The 15,280-nt window shown below is 52.1% G+C and carries 16 protein-coding genes; 5 read left to right on the top strand and 11 right to left on the bottom strand.

Annotation, left to right across the window (positions count from 1 at the left end; genetic code table 11):
- Positions 1 to 167 precede the first annotated feature (167 nt).
- From amoA to ACH5Y9_RS20575, 4 genes are all read left to right on the top strand, one after another.
- Complete coding sequence (gene amoA / locus ACH5Y9_RS20590) at positions 168 to 920, top strand: bacterial ammonia monooxygenase, subunit AmoA (RefSeq protein WP_445367408.1); 753 nt, start codon at positions 168 to 170, stop codon at positions 918 to 920.
- A gap of 11 nt (positions 921 to 931) precedes the next feature.
- A complete protein-coding gene (gene amoB / locus ACH5Y9_RS20585) occupies positions 932 to 2,170 on the top strand; it encodes a bacterial ammonia monooxygenase, subunit AmoB (RefSeq protein ID WP_445367407.1) in 1,239 nt (412 codons plus the stop codon).
- A 16-nt stretch (positions 2,171 to 2,186) separates the two neighbouring features.
- Positions 2,187 to 2,960 carry a bacterial ammonia monooxygenase, subunit AmoC gene (gene amoC, locus ACH5Y9_RS20580; protein ID WP_445367406.1) on the top strand — a complete coding sequence of 258 codons (774 nt, stop codon included), beginning with the start codon at positions 2,187 to 2,189 and terminating at the stop codon, positions 2,958 to 2,960.
- A 183-nt stretch (positions 2,961 to 3,143) separates the two neighbouring features.
- Complete coding sequence (locus ACH5Y9_RS20575; RefSeq protein ID WP_445367405.1) at positions 3,144 to 4,403, top strand: MFS transporter; 1,260 nt, start codon at positions 3,144 to 3,146, stop codon at positions 4,401 to 4,403.
- 228 nt (positions 4,404 to 4,631) lie between these two features.
- Here the strand turns inward: ACH5Y9_RS20575 and ACH5Y9_RS20570 are convergent, their stop codons facing one another.
- From ACH5Y9_RS20570 to ACH5Y9_RS20540, 7 genes are all read right to left on the bottom strand, one after another.
- The gene (locus tag ACH5Y9_RS20570; protein ID WP_445367404.1) at positions 4,632 to 5,663 is read right to left on the bottom strand and encodes a hypothetical protein; all 1,032 of its coding nucleotides are present in this window, start codon (positions 5,661 to 5,663) and stop codon (positions 4,632 to 4,634) included.
- A gap of 74 nt (positions 5,664 to 5,737) precedes the next feature.
- On the bottom strand, positions 5,738 to 6,835 hold the full coding sequence (locus tag ACH5Y9_RS20565) for an IS5 family transposase (RefSeq protein WP_445367403.1): 1,098 nt from the start codon (positions 6,833 to 6,835) through the stop codon (positions 5,738 to 5,740).
- 222 nt (positions 6,836 to 7,057) lie between these two features.
- The gene (locus ACH5Y9_RS20560; RefSeq protein WP_445367402.1) at positions 7,058 to 7,498 is read right to left on the bottom strand and encodes a hypothetical protein; all 441 of its coding nucleotides are present in this window, start codon (positions 7,496 to 7,498) and stop codon (positions 7,058 to 7,060) included.
- A gap of 23 nt (positions 7,499 to 7,521) precedes the next feature.
- Positions 7,522 to 7,917, bottom strand: coding sequence for a hypothetical protein (locus ACH5Y9_RS20555; RefSeq protein WP_445367401.1), 396 nt, complete (start codon positions 7,915 to 7,917; stop codon positions 7,522 to 7,524).
- A 439-nt stretch (positions 7,918 to 8,356) separates the two neighbouring features.
- The gene (locus ACH5Y9_RS20550) at positions 8,357 to 9,145 is read right to left on the bottom strand and encodes an SDR family NAD(P)-dependent oxidoreductase (protein ID WP_445367400.1); all 789 of its coding nucleotides are present in this window, start codon (positions 9,143 to 9,145) and stop codon (positions 8,357 to 8,359) included.
- 55 nt (positions 9,146 to 9,200) lie between these two features.
- On the bottom strand, positions 9,201 to 10,220 hold the full coding sequence (locus ACH5Y9_RS20545) for an NADP-dependent oxidoreductase (RefSeq protein WP_445367399.1): 1,020 nt from the start codon (positions 10,218 to 10,220) through the stop codon (positions 9,201 to 9,203).
- 82 nt (positions 10,221 to 10,302) lie between these two features.
- Positions 10,303 to 11,145 (bottom strand): oxidoreductase, encoded by an 843-nt coding sequence (locus ACH5Y9_RS20540; protein ID WP_445367398.1) that lies wholly within the window; start codon positions 11,143 to 11,145, stop codon positions 10,303 to 10,305.
- A 104-nt stretch (positions 11,146 to 11,249) separates the two neighbouring features.
- Between ACH5Y9_RS20540 and ACH5Y9_RS20535 the strand changes: the two genes are divergently transcribed.
- Positions 11,250 to 11,693, top strand: a complete 444-nt coding sequence (locus ACH5Y9_RS20535; protein WP_445367397.1) for a winged helix-turn-helix transcriptional regulator — start codon at positions 11,250 to 11,252, stop codon at positions 11,691 to 11,693.
- Between the two features lie 142 nt (positions 11,694 to 11,835).
- On the opposite strand, the gene ACH5Y9_RS20530 is transcribed toward ACH5Y9_RS20535, so the two are convergent.
- Genes ACH5Y9_RS20530 through ACH5Y9_RS20515 form a run of 4 tightly spaced genes read right to left on the bottom strand, consistent with a single transcriptional unit; the run spans position 11,836 to position 15,158 of the window.
- The gene (locus ACH5Y9_RS20530; RefSeq protein ID WP_445367396.1) at positions 11,836 to 13,320 is read right to left on the bottom strand and encodes a cobyric acid synthase; all 1,485 of its coding nucleotides are present in this window, start codon (positions 13,318 to 13,320) and stop codon (positions 11,836 to 11,838) included.
- Entirely contained in the window at positions 13,310 to 14,023 is a 714-nt protein-coding gene (gene bluB / locus ACH5Y9_RS20525) for a 5,6-dimethylbenzimidazole synthase (RefSeq protein ID WP_445367395.1), read from the bottom strand. Before bluB ends, ACH5Y9_RS20530 begins: the two co-directional genes overlap by 11 nt.
- Positions 14,020 to 14,742 (bottom strand): adenosylcobinamide-GDP ribazoletransferase, encoded by a 723-nt coding sequence (locus ACH5Y9_RS20520; protein ID WP_445367394.1) that lies wholly within the window; start codon positions 14,740 to 14,742, stop codon positions 14,020 to 14,022. Before ACH5Y9_RS20520 ends, bluB begins: the two co-directional genes overlap by 4 nt.
- Before the next feature lie 2 nt (positions 14,743 to 14,744).
- Positions 14,745 to 15,158 (bottom strand): TM2 domain-containing protein, encoded by a 414-nt coding sequence (locus ACH5Y9_RS20515; RefSeq protein ID WP_445367393.1) that lies wholly within the window; start codon positions 15,156 to 15,158, stop codon positions 14,745 to 14,747.
- Between the last annotated feature and the right edge of the window lie 122 nt (positions 15,159 to 15,280).

The raw sequence follows: 15,280 nt of genomic DNA, 5'->3' as shown, positions 1-15,280 counted from the left end.
ATTTCACCATTTCACAGCCAAGCCGTTTCTCCCTACCTTATACCCCGAGCGCGTCGTCCAAGCCTACAAGGTTTAACTCCCCCCAAGGGTAGCTTTTCGGTTGGCGGCGCGCCCAAAACTCAATGGCAACAGCCATTCACTAAAACGCATTACGGGGGATTCTTACCATGTCTGCACAAATTCCAATTTCAACCTTCAAACCTTATCGGGGCGAAAAAGCCCGCTTGGCCCGGGCTTACGATTATCTGATCCTGGTACTGGCCCTATTTTTATTCATCGGCTCGTTTCACCTGCATTTTGCCCTGACCGTCGGCGACTGGGACTTCTGGGTCGATTGGAAAGATCGGCAATGGTGGCCTTTGGTGACACCGTTGATCGGCATCACCTTTCCAGCGGCTGTTCAAGCTGTGTTATGGGATAAGTTCCGGCTACCTTTGGGCGCTACGCTCTGTGTCGCTGCCTTGTTGCTGGGCACCTGGGTCACCCGCGTCTTCGCCTATCACTACTGGAACTTCTTCCCCATTAACATGGTGCTGCCAGCGACCATGGTGCCGGGTGCCTTGGTATTGGATACCATGCTGATGCTCACCAACAGCTTGACCATCACCTCGATTTTTGGCGGTGGCGCGTTTGCCTTGTTGTTTTACCCCACCAACTGGCCGATTTTCGGCATGTTCCACCAAGCGGTCGATTACCACAATAGCCAGCTTTCGGTCGCCGACGTGTTTGGTTTCCAATACATCCGCACCGGCATGCCGGAATACCTGCGCATCATCGAGCGCGGCACCTTACGCACTTATGGCCAGTACGCGACGCCATTGTCGGCATTTTGCTCAGCGTTGTTGTGCTCGCTGATGTATCCGCTCTGGTGGAAAATCGGTAAATTGTTCGCTGATACCCGTTATCTGAAAAAAATCTAAGGAGAACAGCCATGAAATCATTTTTTAAACCTTGGCTGTTGGCAGTGCTTTGCATCAACGTATTGTCGATATTTGCATTACCCACCGCGCAGGCCCATGGCGAAAAAGCCCTGGAGCCGTTCATCAGGATGCGCACCATTCAGTGGTATGACGTGCAATGGTCCACGCAAAAATTCAACGTCAACGATGAAGTCAGTGTCAGCGGCAAGTTTCATGTCGCCGAAGATTGGCCGGTCAGCGTGCCGAAACCGGAAGCCAGCTTTTTGAATATCTCCACGCCGGGACCGGTGCTGATTCGTACCGAGCGCTACCTGAACGGTAAGCCGTGGACCAACTCGGTGGCCTTGGAGCCGGGTGGCGACTACGACTTCAAAGTGGTCTTGAAAGGCCGTTTGCCGGGGCGTTATCACATTCACCCATTTTTTAACTTAAAAGACGCGGGTCAGGTGATGGGCCCAGGTGTGTGGCTGGAAATCGGCGGCGATCCCAGCGATTTCACCAATACGATTAAAACCATTAACGGTGAAATGATCGATATGGAGAGCTTTGGGTTTGCCAATGGCGTGTTCTGGCACCTGTTCTGGGGGCTATTGGCTGCGGCCTGGTTGTTGTGGTGGGTGCGTCGCCCCTTGTTCATCAGCCGTTACCGGATGCTGGATGCCGGTTTGGAACATGAGTTGATCACCGCTCAGGACAAACTCATCGCCAAAGCCGTGTTAGTGGGCGTGCCGGTATTGGTATTGGTGCTGAATGCCGTCACCGCCAACCAGTACCCGGACGCTATTCCATTACAAGCGGGATTGGATCGGATTTTGCCTTTACCGGCTAAAGTCAATGCCGGAACGGTCAATGTCGACACCCTAAAAGCGGAATATAACGTGGCTCAACGTGCCATGTTGTTGCAGGTCAGCGTCGATAATCGCAGCGAAGGTGCGGTCAGGATCGGTGAGTTTTCCAGCTCTAACGTGCATTTTATGAACGCTGAATTAGCCAATGTGGGCAACATTCCCGGCAAGGATGACGTCAGTAATAACGGTCTGAGCTTGGATAATAACGCGCCTATCGAGCCCGGTGAACAACGCACCGTCACGATTGAAGTGCGCGATGCAGCCTGGGAGTCGGAAAAACTGGATGGACTGATCAAAGACGCAGATAGCCGGCTCGGCGGTTTGCTGTTCCTTTACGACGACGCGATGGGAAAACGCTATATCTCCAGCATTTCCGCTGCCGTCATTCCCAAATTCAATTAATTCAGGAGCATTTATCATGGCTACCACCACAGAACACGTGAGCTTAAGCACCGAAAAACCCAAATCATTGCCTTGGTATTTGATTGACTTACCCAAATATTTAAAAGGATTTGGCTTTTTAACCGTTATGTACATCAGTTTACGACTGTATCAGGGCGCGTTTGCCATAGCGCATGGTTTGGATTCCACGGAACCGGCGTTCGAACAGTACTGGATGCGGCTGTTTTATATCGAACTGGTGGTGATCGCCGCCGTCGCCAGCGGCTTTTGGGGTTACCTATGGACCACGCGGGACCGAAATCTGGATCAGCTGCAACCCAAGGAAGAGATACGCCGCTATTTCACCTTGACGATGTGGATCAGCATTTACACCTTTGCCGTATATTGGGCGGGCAGTTATTTTGCCGAACAGGACAACTCCTGGCACCAGGTGGCGATACGCGATACGCCGTTTACCGCCAATCACATCATCGAGTTTTATTTCAACTTCCCGTTGTATGTGATTCTGGGCGGCTGCGCCTGGCTGTACGCTAGAACCCGCTTGCCCTTGTATGCCAAAGGTATTTCCTTGCCATTGACCTTGGCGGTGTTCGGACCGTTCATGATTTTGGTCAGCGTCGGCTTCAACGAGTGGGGACATACCTTCTGGTTTAGAGAGGAATTTTTTGCCGCGCCGATACATTGGGGCTTTGTGATTGGCGTGTGGTTTGCGTTGGGCGTCGGTGGCATCCTGCTGCAAGGGGTTACTAGGCTGATCGAACTGCTGGACAAAATCGAAGACGCCGAATAAGTCTGTTTTCTAATAAACCCACAGTTATACACAAGTGCCGTCATGCCCGCAGGACGCGGGCATCCAGTGCCATGGATGGTAGCTTCAAGCTATCCTTGCAGCCTGGATTCCGGCAATCCCTGCCGGAATGACGGTTATCAAACATAGATGTGTATAACGGCGAGCATATAAACCCTTACGATAATGTTTAAGTCCTTAGTAACCATGCCAAAGAGTCACGCTGATTCAGTTCACTATGCCTGGGTAGTGCTCGCAGTCACTTTTCTGTGCTTGTTTGTTGCATCGGCACTGCGTTCTGTTCCAGGGATCATCATGATGTCCCTGGAACAGGAGTTTGCCTGGAACAGAGAAACCATTAGCGGCGCGATTTCGCTCAATCTGCTGTTATTTGGCCTTGCCGGTCCATTTCTAGGTCGGTTGATGGATGTCTACGGCGCCAAACGCATCAGCGTTATCACCTTGATTTTGTCGGTGGCAGGCGCTGGCGGCAGCGTTTTTATGCAGGAATCCTGGCAAATGTATTTGTTTTGGGGATTGCTGATTGGCGCAGGTTCGGGCGGCACTTCCATGATTATGGGATCGGCGTTGATCAATCGCTGGTTCCATAAACACCGGGGGCTGGCATTAGGCATATTGGGAGCAGCCTTCTCTTCCGGCCAGTTAGTGTTTACCCCGGTGTTAATGCAAATCAATGTTCATGAAGGCTGGCGCGCGGCGACGCTATTTATCGCCGTAGCGTTAGGCTTGGTGGCTTTACCTTTGGTGCTGAAATTTTTAAGAGACGATCCCGAATCAAAAGGCCTGTCGGCCTATGGCGACCATGGCGTTCATCGAACAATGCTTAAGCCTGATCAAAATCCCATGTGCTCGGCCATGCGCAGTCCGCAGTTCTGGTTGTTGGCCTTGAGTTTTGGTATTTGCGGCTTAACCACCTCCGGGCTTTTTCAGACGCATTTGATTCCACACGGCATCGAACACGGCTTTACCGAAATGACCATGGCCATGTCCTTAGGCGTCATGGGCGCGGCCGATGTGTTCGGCACCATTTTGTCCGGCTGGCTATGCGACCGCTACGGCAAGCGCTGGCCGCTGGCGTTTTATTACGTCGTCAGAGGCGCAACGCTGATAGTGCTGCCGAGCATAGATACGACCGGACAATTAATGCTGTTCTCGATTATCTACGGCATGAATTGGTTGTCGACCATTCCGGCAACCTCGGCCTTGACCGCCGATCTCTTCGGCAAACAAAACGTCGGTGTGGTATTTGGCTGGATTTGCTTTGCGCATCAAATCGGGGCGGCCATTGCTGCTTACAGTGCCGGTTACGTCCATAGTCTGATGGGTGACTACCACTTGGCTTTTGTCGCATCAGGCCTATTCGCTTTTGTCGCAACCGGCATCGTTCTTTTTATCAGAGAACCGCAAACCTGGTTGGAACGTTGATAAGCGCAATGGCTTGTTATGTACAAAAATTGGTTGGGCTGCCAATGCTCGTTACCGGCCAGTTTGCGGACCGCTAGGCTTCGGCTTTAGTGACCGCAGAGGAATGGACAACCGCCCTGATAGTGTTTTTGATTGCACGACCGGGGTAAGTCTTGCGTAGATTTGATGCGGCGTTAGCAAAATCGAAGGCGTCGGCCTTGGAATCCTCGACTCCATCGAGGCTGCTTGCTAAACCGAAAAGTGCATGTCGTCTCGTCGCTTGCAGACATAGCGATTTGCGTAAGGTGAAAAATCTTCAGCTACTTCTACGGCAGCAATCTCAAACGCTATCCTGGTTGAACCGATTATTAAGTAAAAAAAATGCTCTTTACCTAAAATAAAGTTATCTAATTTCCGCTTAATATCTTCTGGTTCTATAAGAAATAAAAACTCATCTATATCATTTATTTTACGTTGATTTAATGCATAACCGTTTCCAACTAACTCAAACTCATCCCCATAAACATTTTTGACAACGATGCAGTTGAATGCATCGTCATGATCCTCAATATAGCTAAAATGCTTACCATATAATTTTTTAAGTATAATAAAAATATCTTCCTGCTTTAATGATATAAGTTCGTCAATACCATAACTAACGATTGATTCTTTAATGTTTGTTGAAAGCGAAAGGGTATCGACTATGTCTTTCCACAGCCTTACTATTGCCTTGTTCGTAGTTCCATCATAATCTGTGTAAACAAGACCCCAGTTAATATCACAGTACAGCAAAAAGAAAGCTATAAGCCTAAACTCTTGCATTCCATCCTGTATAGCGGCATCAAGAGGATGGCACATAAGGTAATTAATATCACCACCTGCATCTACAAGCATTTTGGCGATTCTTAATTTAAGAATACCAAAATCATTTTCTTCATAGCGTTCTTTTAGCTTGTTTTGTCGTAAAGTACATTGACGCTGTGAAATTTCACCATGACGAAACTGGTTCCCGACTATTAAAAGCTCATCTAAATAACATCGGCATTGATTCAATCCAGCACTTACAAGCCGGGTAAAAATAGATACTACATCTTCAACTTTGTTAGGGTTTGCGCCTATCTCAAGGAGAAGTTTTACAAGCTCAATATCTGTACTATCTACAGCATATCTTAGAAACTGACCTTCGCTTAGCAGGCTGGTGAAAAACCCGCCGATATTTCCCCTTACCCACGATGTTCGTGATTTTTTCGAGTTGAAATCGGTCATGACATCGAGTTTCAAGCGTTTTGCCCCGGTTTCAAGGGCTTTTGATTCGCCTGAAGCCGTCTGTGGACGGTTTTCAGGCGAACTTCACCCTAGGCGGGCGCACTCCACGCCGGTTTCGGCGTGAACATCAATAGGTTGAGCATGCGCGTCAGGTTGTATGCGGCAAAGCAAAACAAGGCCTGACCCGCGACTTTGGCTAAGCCGATGTGACGGGTTTTGCGCAGGCCGCCGACCGTTTTGACCCAGCCAAAGGCTTCTTCGACGATTTTGCGGCGCTTGAGACTTTGGGCGTAACCTTTGCCGCGCGCGGTGCGGCCGTCGACGGCACTGCCAATCTTTTTGCGGGCCACATGGGCTTTGATATCACGGGACTCGAGTCCGTTGACGAACGCCGGTTGGTCATAGCCTTTGTCGGCACCGACGCTGCCACCTTGGGGCACGCGGCGTTTGATCATTTTTTGCGCGGCTTCGATTTCGGCGGTGCCGGTGGCTTGAGTGGTTTCGACATCGACAATCAGGCCGTTGCGATTCTCGGACAAGGCATGGGTGATGTAACGCAGTTTGGCCTCGGTGTATTCGCCTTTCTTGTAAAGCCGGGCTTCGGGATCGGTTGTACTTTGATGGGTGGCGTTGCTGCGCTTTTCGCCACTGAAGTCGATCTCGGGATTGCGGCCGGCGGGTTTGTCCGGGCCGCTGCCGTCTTTTTTAACGAAGCTTTTGTGCGAGGCCCAGGCTTCAATGAGGCTACCGTCGACGCTGAAGTGTTCGTCGGACACCAGATTTTGCCATTCGGCTATGGCCAGTACCCGCTCAAAAAATTCGCGACTCAGGGCTTCGGACAGCAGGCGTTCGCGGTTGGCACTGAACACTGTGCGTTCCCACACGGCGTCGTCGATGCCCAGACCGACAAACCAGCGAAACAACAGGTTGTAGTCCAGTTGTTCCATCAACTGACGCTCGCTACGGACCGTATACAGGACTTGTAACAGCAAGGCGCGCAGCAGTTTTTCAGGGGCCATCGAGGGACGGCCTGTGTGCGAGTAACGCTCGGCAAAGACGGCATCCATAGAGGCCAATACGCCATCAACCAGTAGCCGTAAACGACGCAACGGATGCTGTTTGGGAATACGGTCTTCCAGGCTAACATAGCTGAACCAGCTGTTTTGAATGGCATCGTGTCCGCGCATTGAAAGGCTCCAAATTTAGGTAGCCTATTTTAACAGTTGGCCGCTCATCTATGCCTTAGCTTACTTGGCTTTTCGAGTTTTTCACCAGCCTGTTAGGCCAATATCACAATTTGGATCAGCGCCTTGTTCGCACAGGCTTTTAGCTAAAATCTTGTCTTGTTTTCGTAAGGCGACAGCAAGGCGCTTATTTAAGGTTGAAATGGAAGGCATGTTTGATCCCAGTTATTCATTAAATGAACCTATTACGGCTTTAATTGTTCCATTAGAATATTCAACTGGGGTTATTACATACAACGGCTCATCGGGAACTTTAACGACTCCTGTATTTTTTATTGGGCAATAAATTTGATTAACTGATTCAATTTGTTTGAAAACTTCTTCAAACAACTCCAAACCAAGTATATCGATGTCTGAGGAATGAACAACACCGAAAAACGACTCCGACTCACTTTTAACCGAGCCAACAATTTTGGTTTGATAGCGGTCAGGTATTCGCTGCCATACTGCGTTTTGAAAATCTGATGACGCCAATATTTTTAAAGCCGCAGTTTTTTGTTCATCGCTGCCATTTAAGAAATATCCGCGTCCTGCAATCGCATCAACAAAGCCTGCTTCTTTGTCGAAGCAAAACCACAAATTTATACAAAGCTCTGATTTGTTCATAGGTTTCCTTAAGTATATGCCCGTTAGGTATTGAATAGCGTAAAAACTCGCCACAAAATATAGAAAAACACACCAATAATGAATAATACGTATTGCAGATTACTTGCTCTCTCCATTTTTTCAACGAATGGCTCAAGTCGCTTTTGCATTTGTTGGAACGTCTCTTCGGCCAAAAACGCCTTTGCGTTTTCGATCATGTGTTGTCGATGTAGGTGGAGATGACGAACGCCAAAATAAAAACTGCCACACCATGCGAGCAAGGCAAGAATAACTAAAATTAAGTCCTTGGAAAGCACCTTCCCTTCCATTTGTTCTAGTGCATAAGCAATCGCCGCTCCAGACGCCGCAAGTAAAAAGTATATGTATTTGCTCAGTTCTTCAGCAAGTCGTGCTCCAAGCAAGTTTAAGTCTTCCTTCAAAAAAGAGCTCATTTAATATCTAACGGAATCATGCAGTTAACCATGCATCTCTCAAATATGATTTTCAATTCGGTATATTCGGTGACAGCTAATTATGGCCGGTATTGTTCAAGTTGCCTCCACTGAATCAAATGAAGCGACAGTCAGCAAAGGGGCGTAACAAGACAATCAAGCTCTATTCAACCACGTCATGAGATATCAGAAAATCAAATTCCAACCACTTGCTCAAGTTCAATGATAAAGACTATCGGCCATCATTCCAAACCTCATTCTGCAAATAGCCTTTTTATTTCCACATCACGACAACCTACACCACTGTGGCGCTCATCATCAGAACGCCAACCAGTGCCGCGCTTTTCCAGATGCGATTTATAGCGACTTGTGGAGTTATCAAAAACGGAGCACGTTATTCACATTGAAAATAATAAGAATGGTGTAGCTAAAGGAGACGTGGCGCGGACTTGCCGGTTTGCGTCGCCGCGAAGAGTTCGGACCGGTGAGCGTCGTATCGGTCCCAGTGCCCGGCGTCAGCCAGGTAGGGCCAGGTGACCAGCTCGCCTTGGTCGAAACCAGCCAGCGCGGCATCGACAAGATGCTCGGTAGTCATCACCGCTTCTTCTGGAAACGCGCTCAGTGGCATCCCGGCGGTATCCCAAAGTTCGGTGGCTGTGGCGGCAGGCAACACCACTTGCACCCTAATCCCAGTATCTGCCAGTTCTTGCTGTAGACCGCGACTGAAATTGAGCACGAACGCTTTCGTGCCGCTGTATACCGCGCTCACCGGAAACGCATGAACAGCCAGTACCGAGGCGATATTGATAATCACACCTTCGTTGCGTGCCTTGAACGCAGGCAGCACGGCATGCGTCAATCGCGTCAGCGCCGTGATATTCAACGCGATCTGCGCCAAGGAGTCTTTCACTGGCGCTTCAGTCACAGGGCTCAATCTGGCAATGCCGGCATTGTTGACCAATAGACTGATAGCGGGATTGGCAGCGAGAACGGCTTCAAGACCCGCGAGATCTGTTTCGTTCTCAAGATCGACCACCAGCGTTTCGGCCTTGATGCCGTAAGCCTGCTCTAGTTTGGCGGCGAGATTTTGCAAGCGGTCGCCGCGCCGGGCGACCAGCAACAGGTCATATCCGCGTTGAGCTAGACGCTCAGCGTAGATGGATCCGATGCCGGAAGAAGCACCTGTCACAACAGCGATTTTTTTAGATGAGGTCATGGTTTTTGCCTTTAGTAAAGTGTTTGAAAAATTTGGAGCTTGGGTTGTCTTTTGTTCACGTCATCTTGACGACGACTTTCCCCTTCGAACGCCCCTCGGCGAGGTAGGCAAGCGCATCTTTTGCTTCCGCGAACGGAAACACCTTGTCGATCACAGGTTTGATACGCTCGGCTTCGAGGAGTTTGCCGATTTCTCTGAGTTGAGCGCCATCGGGACGCACGAAAAGAAATGAGTAAGTGACTGCCCGTTTTCTGGCAAGCCGCATGATCTTGCGGCTCATCAGTCCGAACACGAACCTGAGAACGAAATTCAAGCGCTTGGCACGTGCGAACGCCGCATCCAACGGCCCGATCAGAGAGACGATCTTGCCTCCCGGTTTGAGGATGCCGACGGTTCTCTCGGGTTCGGCCCCCTTGAGCGTGCCAAGCACCACGTCGTAGCCGCCCAGCACTTTCTCGAAATCTTGCTTCTTGTAGTCGACGACTTCATCGGCTCCCAGGCTGCGCACCAGTTCAACGTTGCCGGTGCTGGTGGTGGTTGCCACCGTGGCGCCCAGGTGCTTTGCCAGTTGGATCGCAAAGGTGCCAATGCCGCCGGACCCTGCCGGGATGAACAGCTTCTGGCCGGCGCGGAGTTGGGCGCGTTCCTTCAGCGCTTGCCAGGAGGTAAGCCCGACCATCGGAATGGATGCGGCCTGCACGAAATCCAGATTGCTCGGCTTCAGCGCGGCGGCGCTTTCCGGCACCACCGCGAATTCGGCAAGCGACCCCGTGCCAAGGTCGAAGATACTGGCGAAGACCGCATCGCCGGGCTTGAAGCGAGTCACGCCGCTGCCGACTTCAGTCACCACACCCGCCAGATCGCTGCCCAGCGTGGCCGGCAACTGGAAATGCAGAACGGGCTTGAACATTCCGGTTGGAATCATGTTGTCGATCGGGTTCAGGCCCGCAGCGTGGACTTGTACCAGCAGTTCGTCAGCCTTCGGTGTCGGACGAGAAATGTCGGAAAAACCGATCTCGGGCGACTTGCCGTAGCGTTTGAAGGTGAGCGCTTTCATTGTTAAGGTGCTATTCACAAAAAATTCCTTGTTGCTAAGTTCAGACTAAATCGGTGTTGAAATGCGACTTGGTTTCCATAACGCTGGACGACGAACGCCTTCATGACATTTGTGGTTTTTTTATCGCGTCGAGGCGCAGGTCTTTGCGGAGCCCTGCATCCAATACGCGAGCAGGCGCAAAACGGCGTAGCAAGCTCAAGCGCTTAGCGAGACCGCCGGCGGTATATCGGAGCTTGGGACGAGCCGCTCTGGCTGCTTTCAGCACCACATCGGCCACGACTTCCGGTTCGTCGGCAATAGCCATCACTTCCTCCAGCACCTTATCCAAAACCGCTCGGGTTTCGTGATACTCCTCAAGCTGCGAATCGGCTGCCAGTAGGTTCGCGTCAAACTTCGTTTTTGTGTATGCGGGCTCGATGACGGAGACTCGGATGCCTCTGGTACGCAACTCGTGGTCTAGCGATTCCGAATAGCCTTCGATCGCGTGCTTGCTCGCGGCGTAAATTGCCATATACGGCATCGGCAATACGCCAAGCACGGAGCCAATGTTGATAATGCGACCGCTGCCTTGGCGCCGCATATGGGGTGTAACGGCGCGAGTCATGCGGACGATGCCGAAGAAGTTCGTGTCGAAAACCGACTGGGACTGTTCAATCGAACTCTCTTCCGCGCCAGCAGGCGCAACGCCGAAGCCTGCGTTGTTCACCAACAGGTCAATGCGTCCTTCCCGTTGCATCACCTCGCTAACGGCAGCCTCGACGGAGACATCGCTAGTCACGTCGAGAGGCAGCATCTGAAAAGAACGTTGACCGGTTTGGGCGCCCCGTCTGCTGGTTCCGTAGACCTTGTAGCCAGCCGCCGTCAGCCGCAGAGCGGTTGCTTCGCCGATGCCCGAGGATGCGCCCGTGACCAACGCGACACTAATATTTTGCTTAATACTCATAACTCAAATCTCCTTGCGGGGTGGATTGTCTATCATCTAAGTGTTACTATCATTTCGGTAGTTATGTTACTACCAATTTGAAAGCAAGTCACTACCAAAATTGTATGAACGATAAAAATATTTGTGATGATCCTTGTCCAATCGCGCGCTGCTTGGCTTTTCTGGGTGACGCATGGAGTCTTTTGATTCTGCGGGACGCCCATTTCGGCCTTACCCGCTTTGACCAGTTTCGGAAAAATCTGGGTATCGGACCCGCGATCCTGACCCGAAGATTGGCGACCCTGACTGAGGAAGGATTGTTGGAAAAAAGGCTTTATTCGGAACGCCCGCCGCGCGAGGAGTATGTGTTGACTGCCGCCGGCCGCGATTTTCTACCGGTGCTGTTCACGATGGGTGCCTGGGGACGTCAATATCGCGGCGAGGGCCAACTGGTGCGCATCTTGGATGCAGAAACGGGGGCAGAAATCAGACCGGTGCTTGTGGACGAGGTCACCGGGATAAAGATCGGGAATCGCCCGATACGCATTGTCGAGCCGGATGGCGACTAGGGGGTGTTGCTGTTTTGGCCTGCGCTTTTATTTGGTCGCCCAGTCAAAACGGCAACAGACCTAATCAAACAAAGGGGTTTATGCAAAAAATCCGCAGTCGAAAATTGCACATATTTCAGCCATTAGCCGCAATGGCTGAGCGTCAGCAAACTCGCCGGGTAGATGCCGCCAACGCTTCCAGCAAGGTGAAATTGCAATGCGTTGCCAGGCAATCGGCCAGACGCTCGATGCCGGCTTCGCGCACCGCATTGAAATCCAGGGCTTGCGCTTGCCGATAGCCTGCCCAATGCAACAGCGCATCGCAGGCGGCGGGCAAATCGAATAAACCGTGCAGATAACTGCCCGCCACCTGCCCGTCTGCCGAAACGGCGCCATCGTGACCATCCGCTAGCGAAAATAAGGGTTGTGCCAGCGCCGGACCACTACTGACGCCCAGATGAATCTCGTAGCCGGCCACCTTTGTAGCTTGCCCATAAAACGTGCCGGTGGTTTGTTTCAGACATTTTTCCGCTTGCAAAACCGTCTGCATATCCAACAAATCCAGACCGGCAGCACTACCGGCCGGACCTTCCAGCCCCAGTGGGTCGTCTATGCTTTTGCCCAGCATCTGAAAGCCGCCGCAAATCCCCAGCAGTTTGCCGCCGTAACGCAGATGGCGGGCAATAAATCTGTCCCAGCCCTGTTCTCTAAGACGCGCTAAATCACCACGCACCGATTTGCTGCCGGGTAGTACGATCAAATCGGCACCGATTACCTGATCCGGACTTTTCGCAAAGCTGACCTGTATGCCGGGATGTAATTGCAGTGGATCGAAGTCGGTGTGATTGCTGAAGCTGGGCAGATGCGGTACGACGATATGAAACGCGCCGGTTTGGCCCTGTTGGGCATGCCGAGTGGATAAAGCATCTTCGGCTTCCAGATAAAGATCGTGCAGATACGGCAGCACGGCCAACACCGGCTTGCCGGTTCGCTGTTCCAGCCAGTCCAAGCCTGGCTTTAATAGCGCGATGTCGCCCCGGAAGCGGTTGATGACAAAACCGATCACGCGCTGTTGTTCGCTTGCCGACAGCAATTCCAGCGTGCCGACCAAATGGGCAAACACGCCGCCGCGATCAATATCGGCGATTAGAATCACCGGACAATCCACCGCTTCGGCAAAGCCCATGTTGGCGATGTCGCCGGCGCGCAAATTAATCTCCGCCGGACTGCCGGCGCCTTCGACAATCAGCATCTGGTACTGAGCGCCCAAGCGTTGCCACGATTCCAGAACCGCTTGCTTGGCGACTTTTTTATAATCGTGGTATTGGCTGGCCGATTGGTTTTGCAGGACTTTGCCGTGAATAATCACTTGCGCGGTGGTATCGGTATTAGGCTTGAGCAGCACCGGATTCATATCGCTGTGCGGCGGCAAACCGCAGGCCGCGGCTTGCGCGGCTTGGGCGCGGCCGATCTCGCCGCCGTCTATGGTTACCGCGCTATTCAATGCCATGTTTTGCGGCTTGAATGGCGCGACGGCGATGCCTTGACGCCGGTAATAACGACACAAAGCCGTCACCAAGGTGCTTTTGCCGGCATCGGAGGTGGTGCCTTGCACCATTAGGGCTTGGAAAGGCGGCTTAGGATGCATCGGGCCAGCCGTTTTCGTAGACAAATGCTGACAAGGGTTGCGGCGTTGCCCAGTTTTCCAGTTCCAGCATGGGTTTGGAATAAAACTCGGCGACATGGCCTAGGCAAAGCACCGCAATCGGCCGGCTATCGGCAGGCATTTTCAATAGTTTTGCCAATGCGTCCGGATCGAATAGCGATACCCAACCCAGCCCCAGGCCTTCGGCGCGGGCCGCCAGCCACAGATTTTGAATCGCGCAGGCCGCCGAGGCCAGATCCATTTCCGGCAGTGTGCGCCGACCGAAAATGTGTTGCTCGCGCCGGTCCGGCAATGCGACGATCAGCAATTCGCCGCAATCGAGTATGCCTTCTACTTTGAGCTTCATGAATTGGTCGTGCCGTTCGGCGAGGGCTTCGGCGGTAAGTTTGCGTTCCTGTTCGACCAGCGCGTAAATATCGTTACGTAAACGGCGATCAGTAACGCGGATAAAGCGCCAAGGCTGCATCAAGCCGACGCTGCCGGCCTGGTGCGCGGCTTGTAACAGACGAGCCAATACCTCGGCATCGACCGGATCGGAAAGAAAATGCCGCATATCGCGGCGTTCGGCGATGGCACGATAGACGCCGGCGAGTTGTTGGTCAGGGAAGCGGTGCGCGGCAGAGGCGTCTTGCCGTGCCGATTTGTGCTCGGGAGTTGCCGGCGAACGCGGCGAGTGCTGTGTCATTGTAGCGTGGCGACCATTATCACGGCGGCTTCCGTTAGCTCGACCGCCGCACCGTAAACGTCGCCGGTTACCCCGCCCAAGCGCGACACCGCGGTTTGCCGTACCCAAAATAGTAAACCACCGGCGAACATTACAGCCGGTAAACCTAAAAACACCGCGGCAGTCAGGACGCTAATCACCAATACCATTTGGGTATGCGCTTTTGGCAATTGTTGCAACAGCACCTCGGCCAGGCCTTGCGGACGAATATAGTCGGTTGTCAACATCAAGCCTAGAATTGCGGCTCGCCCTAAAACGGGAGCCAGCAGCAAGGGGGCGAAGCGAGTTTGCTCGAACATGGCGGTCAGCGCGGCAAACTTCAGGACTAAAACCAGCACCAGCAAGCTAACCGCAATAGGTCCGGAGGCCGGGTCTTTCATGATTTGCAGGCTGCGCTGTTTATCGCCGTGGCCGCCGACCCAGGCATCGGCACAATCGGCCAGACCGTCCAAATGCAAGCCGCCGGTCAGTAATACCCAGCCAGTCAATACGATAGCCGCCAACAGCATCGACGAACTGCCGGCAAACAGTATCGGCGGCAGGCTAAGGAGCATACCCAGTAGCAGGCCGACCGCCGGATAGTACAGAACCGAACGCCCCAGCAAGACAGCGCCTGCTTCGTCACGCGAACTAACGGGTATGCGGGTCAGAAATTGCAAGGCAAGCAGAAAAGCATCCACGACTATTTAAGATGACGTCCCTTGGCATCTTTGTAGATGTGGCCGGTAGCAATCAACACGCCTTCGATGAATCCCCACATGACGCCAAAACCGCCGGTAATCAGCGTGACTACCGCTTGGGTGAAGCCGAGGAAATAAAAACCCAGATAAATGCGATGTAAACCGATCGCGCCGAACGCTATGCCCAACAAGGCCGCCACTATTTTGCTTTTGACCGGCTTGGCTTCCATCAGATAAGCGCCGACCAGGCTGACGTCGGTGACTTTGCCGTCGTCGTGATCGAAATCCACGTCGTCGCCGGCTTTGGGCTGCGCTTCGGAAGTCCATTGATCGAGATGGAATTCGTAGAATTGACCTTCGTATTTGATCACGCCGGTCCGGCATCTTTCATCGTAACTTTCTATGTGTCCTAGCATGTTGTTTACCAAATCAGTTGTATGTTTTTATTATTATGTGCAGCTGTCATTAGGACAGTTGCCGGTCGCAAAGCAAGCTCGACGTCAGCCCAGCTTATTTTTCGCGGCTAATGATACGGGAA

The sequence above is a fragment of the Methylomonas sp. BW4-1 genome, from assembly GCF_052474385.1.
The sequence above is the reverse complement of the archived record's forward strand: the minus strand, read 5'-3'. Positions and strand labels throughout refer to the sequence as shown.

Bases quoted from the DNA above. Each gene is read 5' to 3' on its own strand.
- amoB (WP_445367407.1), top strand. From the start codon at position 932: ATGAAATCATTTTTTAAACCTTGGCTGTTGGCAGTGCTTTGCATCAAC.
- ACH5Y9_RS20535 (WP_445367397.1), top strand. From the start codon at position 11,250: ATGAACGATAAAAATATTTGTGATGATCCTTGTCCAATCGCGCGCTGC.
- ACH5Y9_RS20515 (WP_445367393.1), bottom strand. From the start codon at position 15,158: ATGCTAGGACACATAGAAAGTTACGATGAAAGATGCCGGACCGGCGTG.
- ACH5Y9_RS20565 (WP_445367403.1), bottom strand. From the start codon at position 6,835: ATGCGCGGACACGATGCCATTCAAAACAGCTGGTTCAGCTATGTTAGC.
- ACH5Y9_RS20575 (WP_445367405.1), top strand. From the start codon at position 3,144: ATGTTTAAGTCCTTAGTAACCATGCCAAAGAGTCACGCTGATTCAGTT.
- bluB (WP_445367395.1), bottom strand. From the start codon at position 14,023: ATGACACAGCACTCGCCGCGTTCGCCGGCAACTCCCGAGCACAAATCG.
- ACH5Y9_RS20550 (WP_445367400.1), bottom strand. From the start codon at position 9,145: ATGACCTCATCTAAAAAAATCGCTGTTGTGACAGGTGCTTCTTCCGGC.
- ACH5Y9_RS20560 (WP_445367402.1), bottom strand. From the start codon at position 7,498: ATGAACAAATCAGAGCTTTGTATAAATTTGTGGTTTTGCTTCGACAAA.
- ACH5Y9_RS20540 (WP_445367398.1), bottom strand. From the start codon at position 11,145: ATGAGTATTAAGCAAAATATTAGTGTCGCGTTGGTCACGGGCGCATCC.
- amoC (WP_445367406.1), top strand. From the start codon at position 2,187: ATGGCTACCACCACAGAACACGTGAGCTTAAGCACCGAAAAACCCAAA.
- ACH5Y9_RS20530 (WP_445367396.1), bottom strand. From the start codon at position 13,320: ATGCATCCTAAGCCGCCTTTCCAAGCCCTAATGGTGCAAGGCACCACC.
- amoA (WP_445367408.1), top strand. From the start codon at position 168: ATGTCTGCACAAATTCCAATTTCAACCTTCAAACCTTATCGGGGCGAA.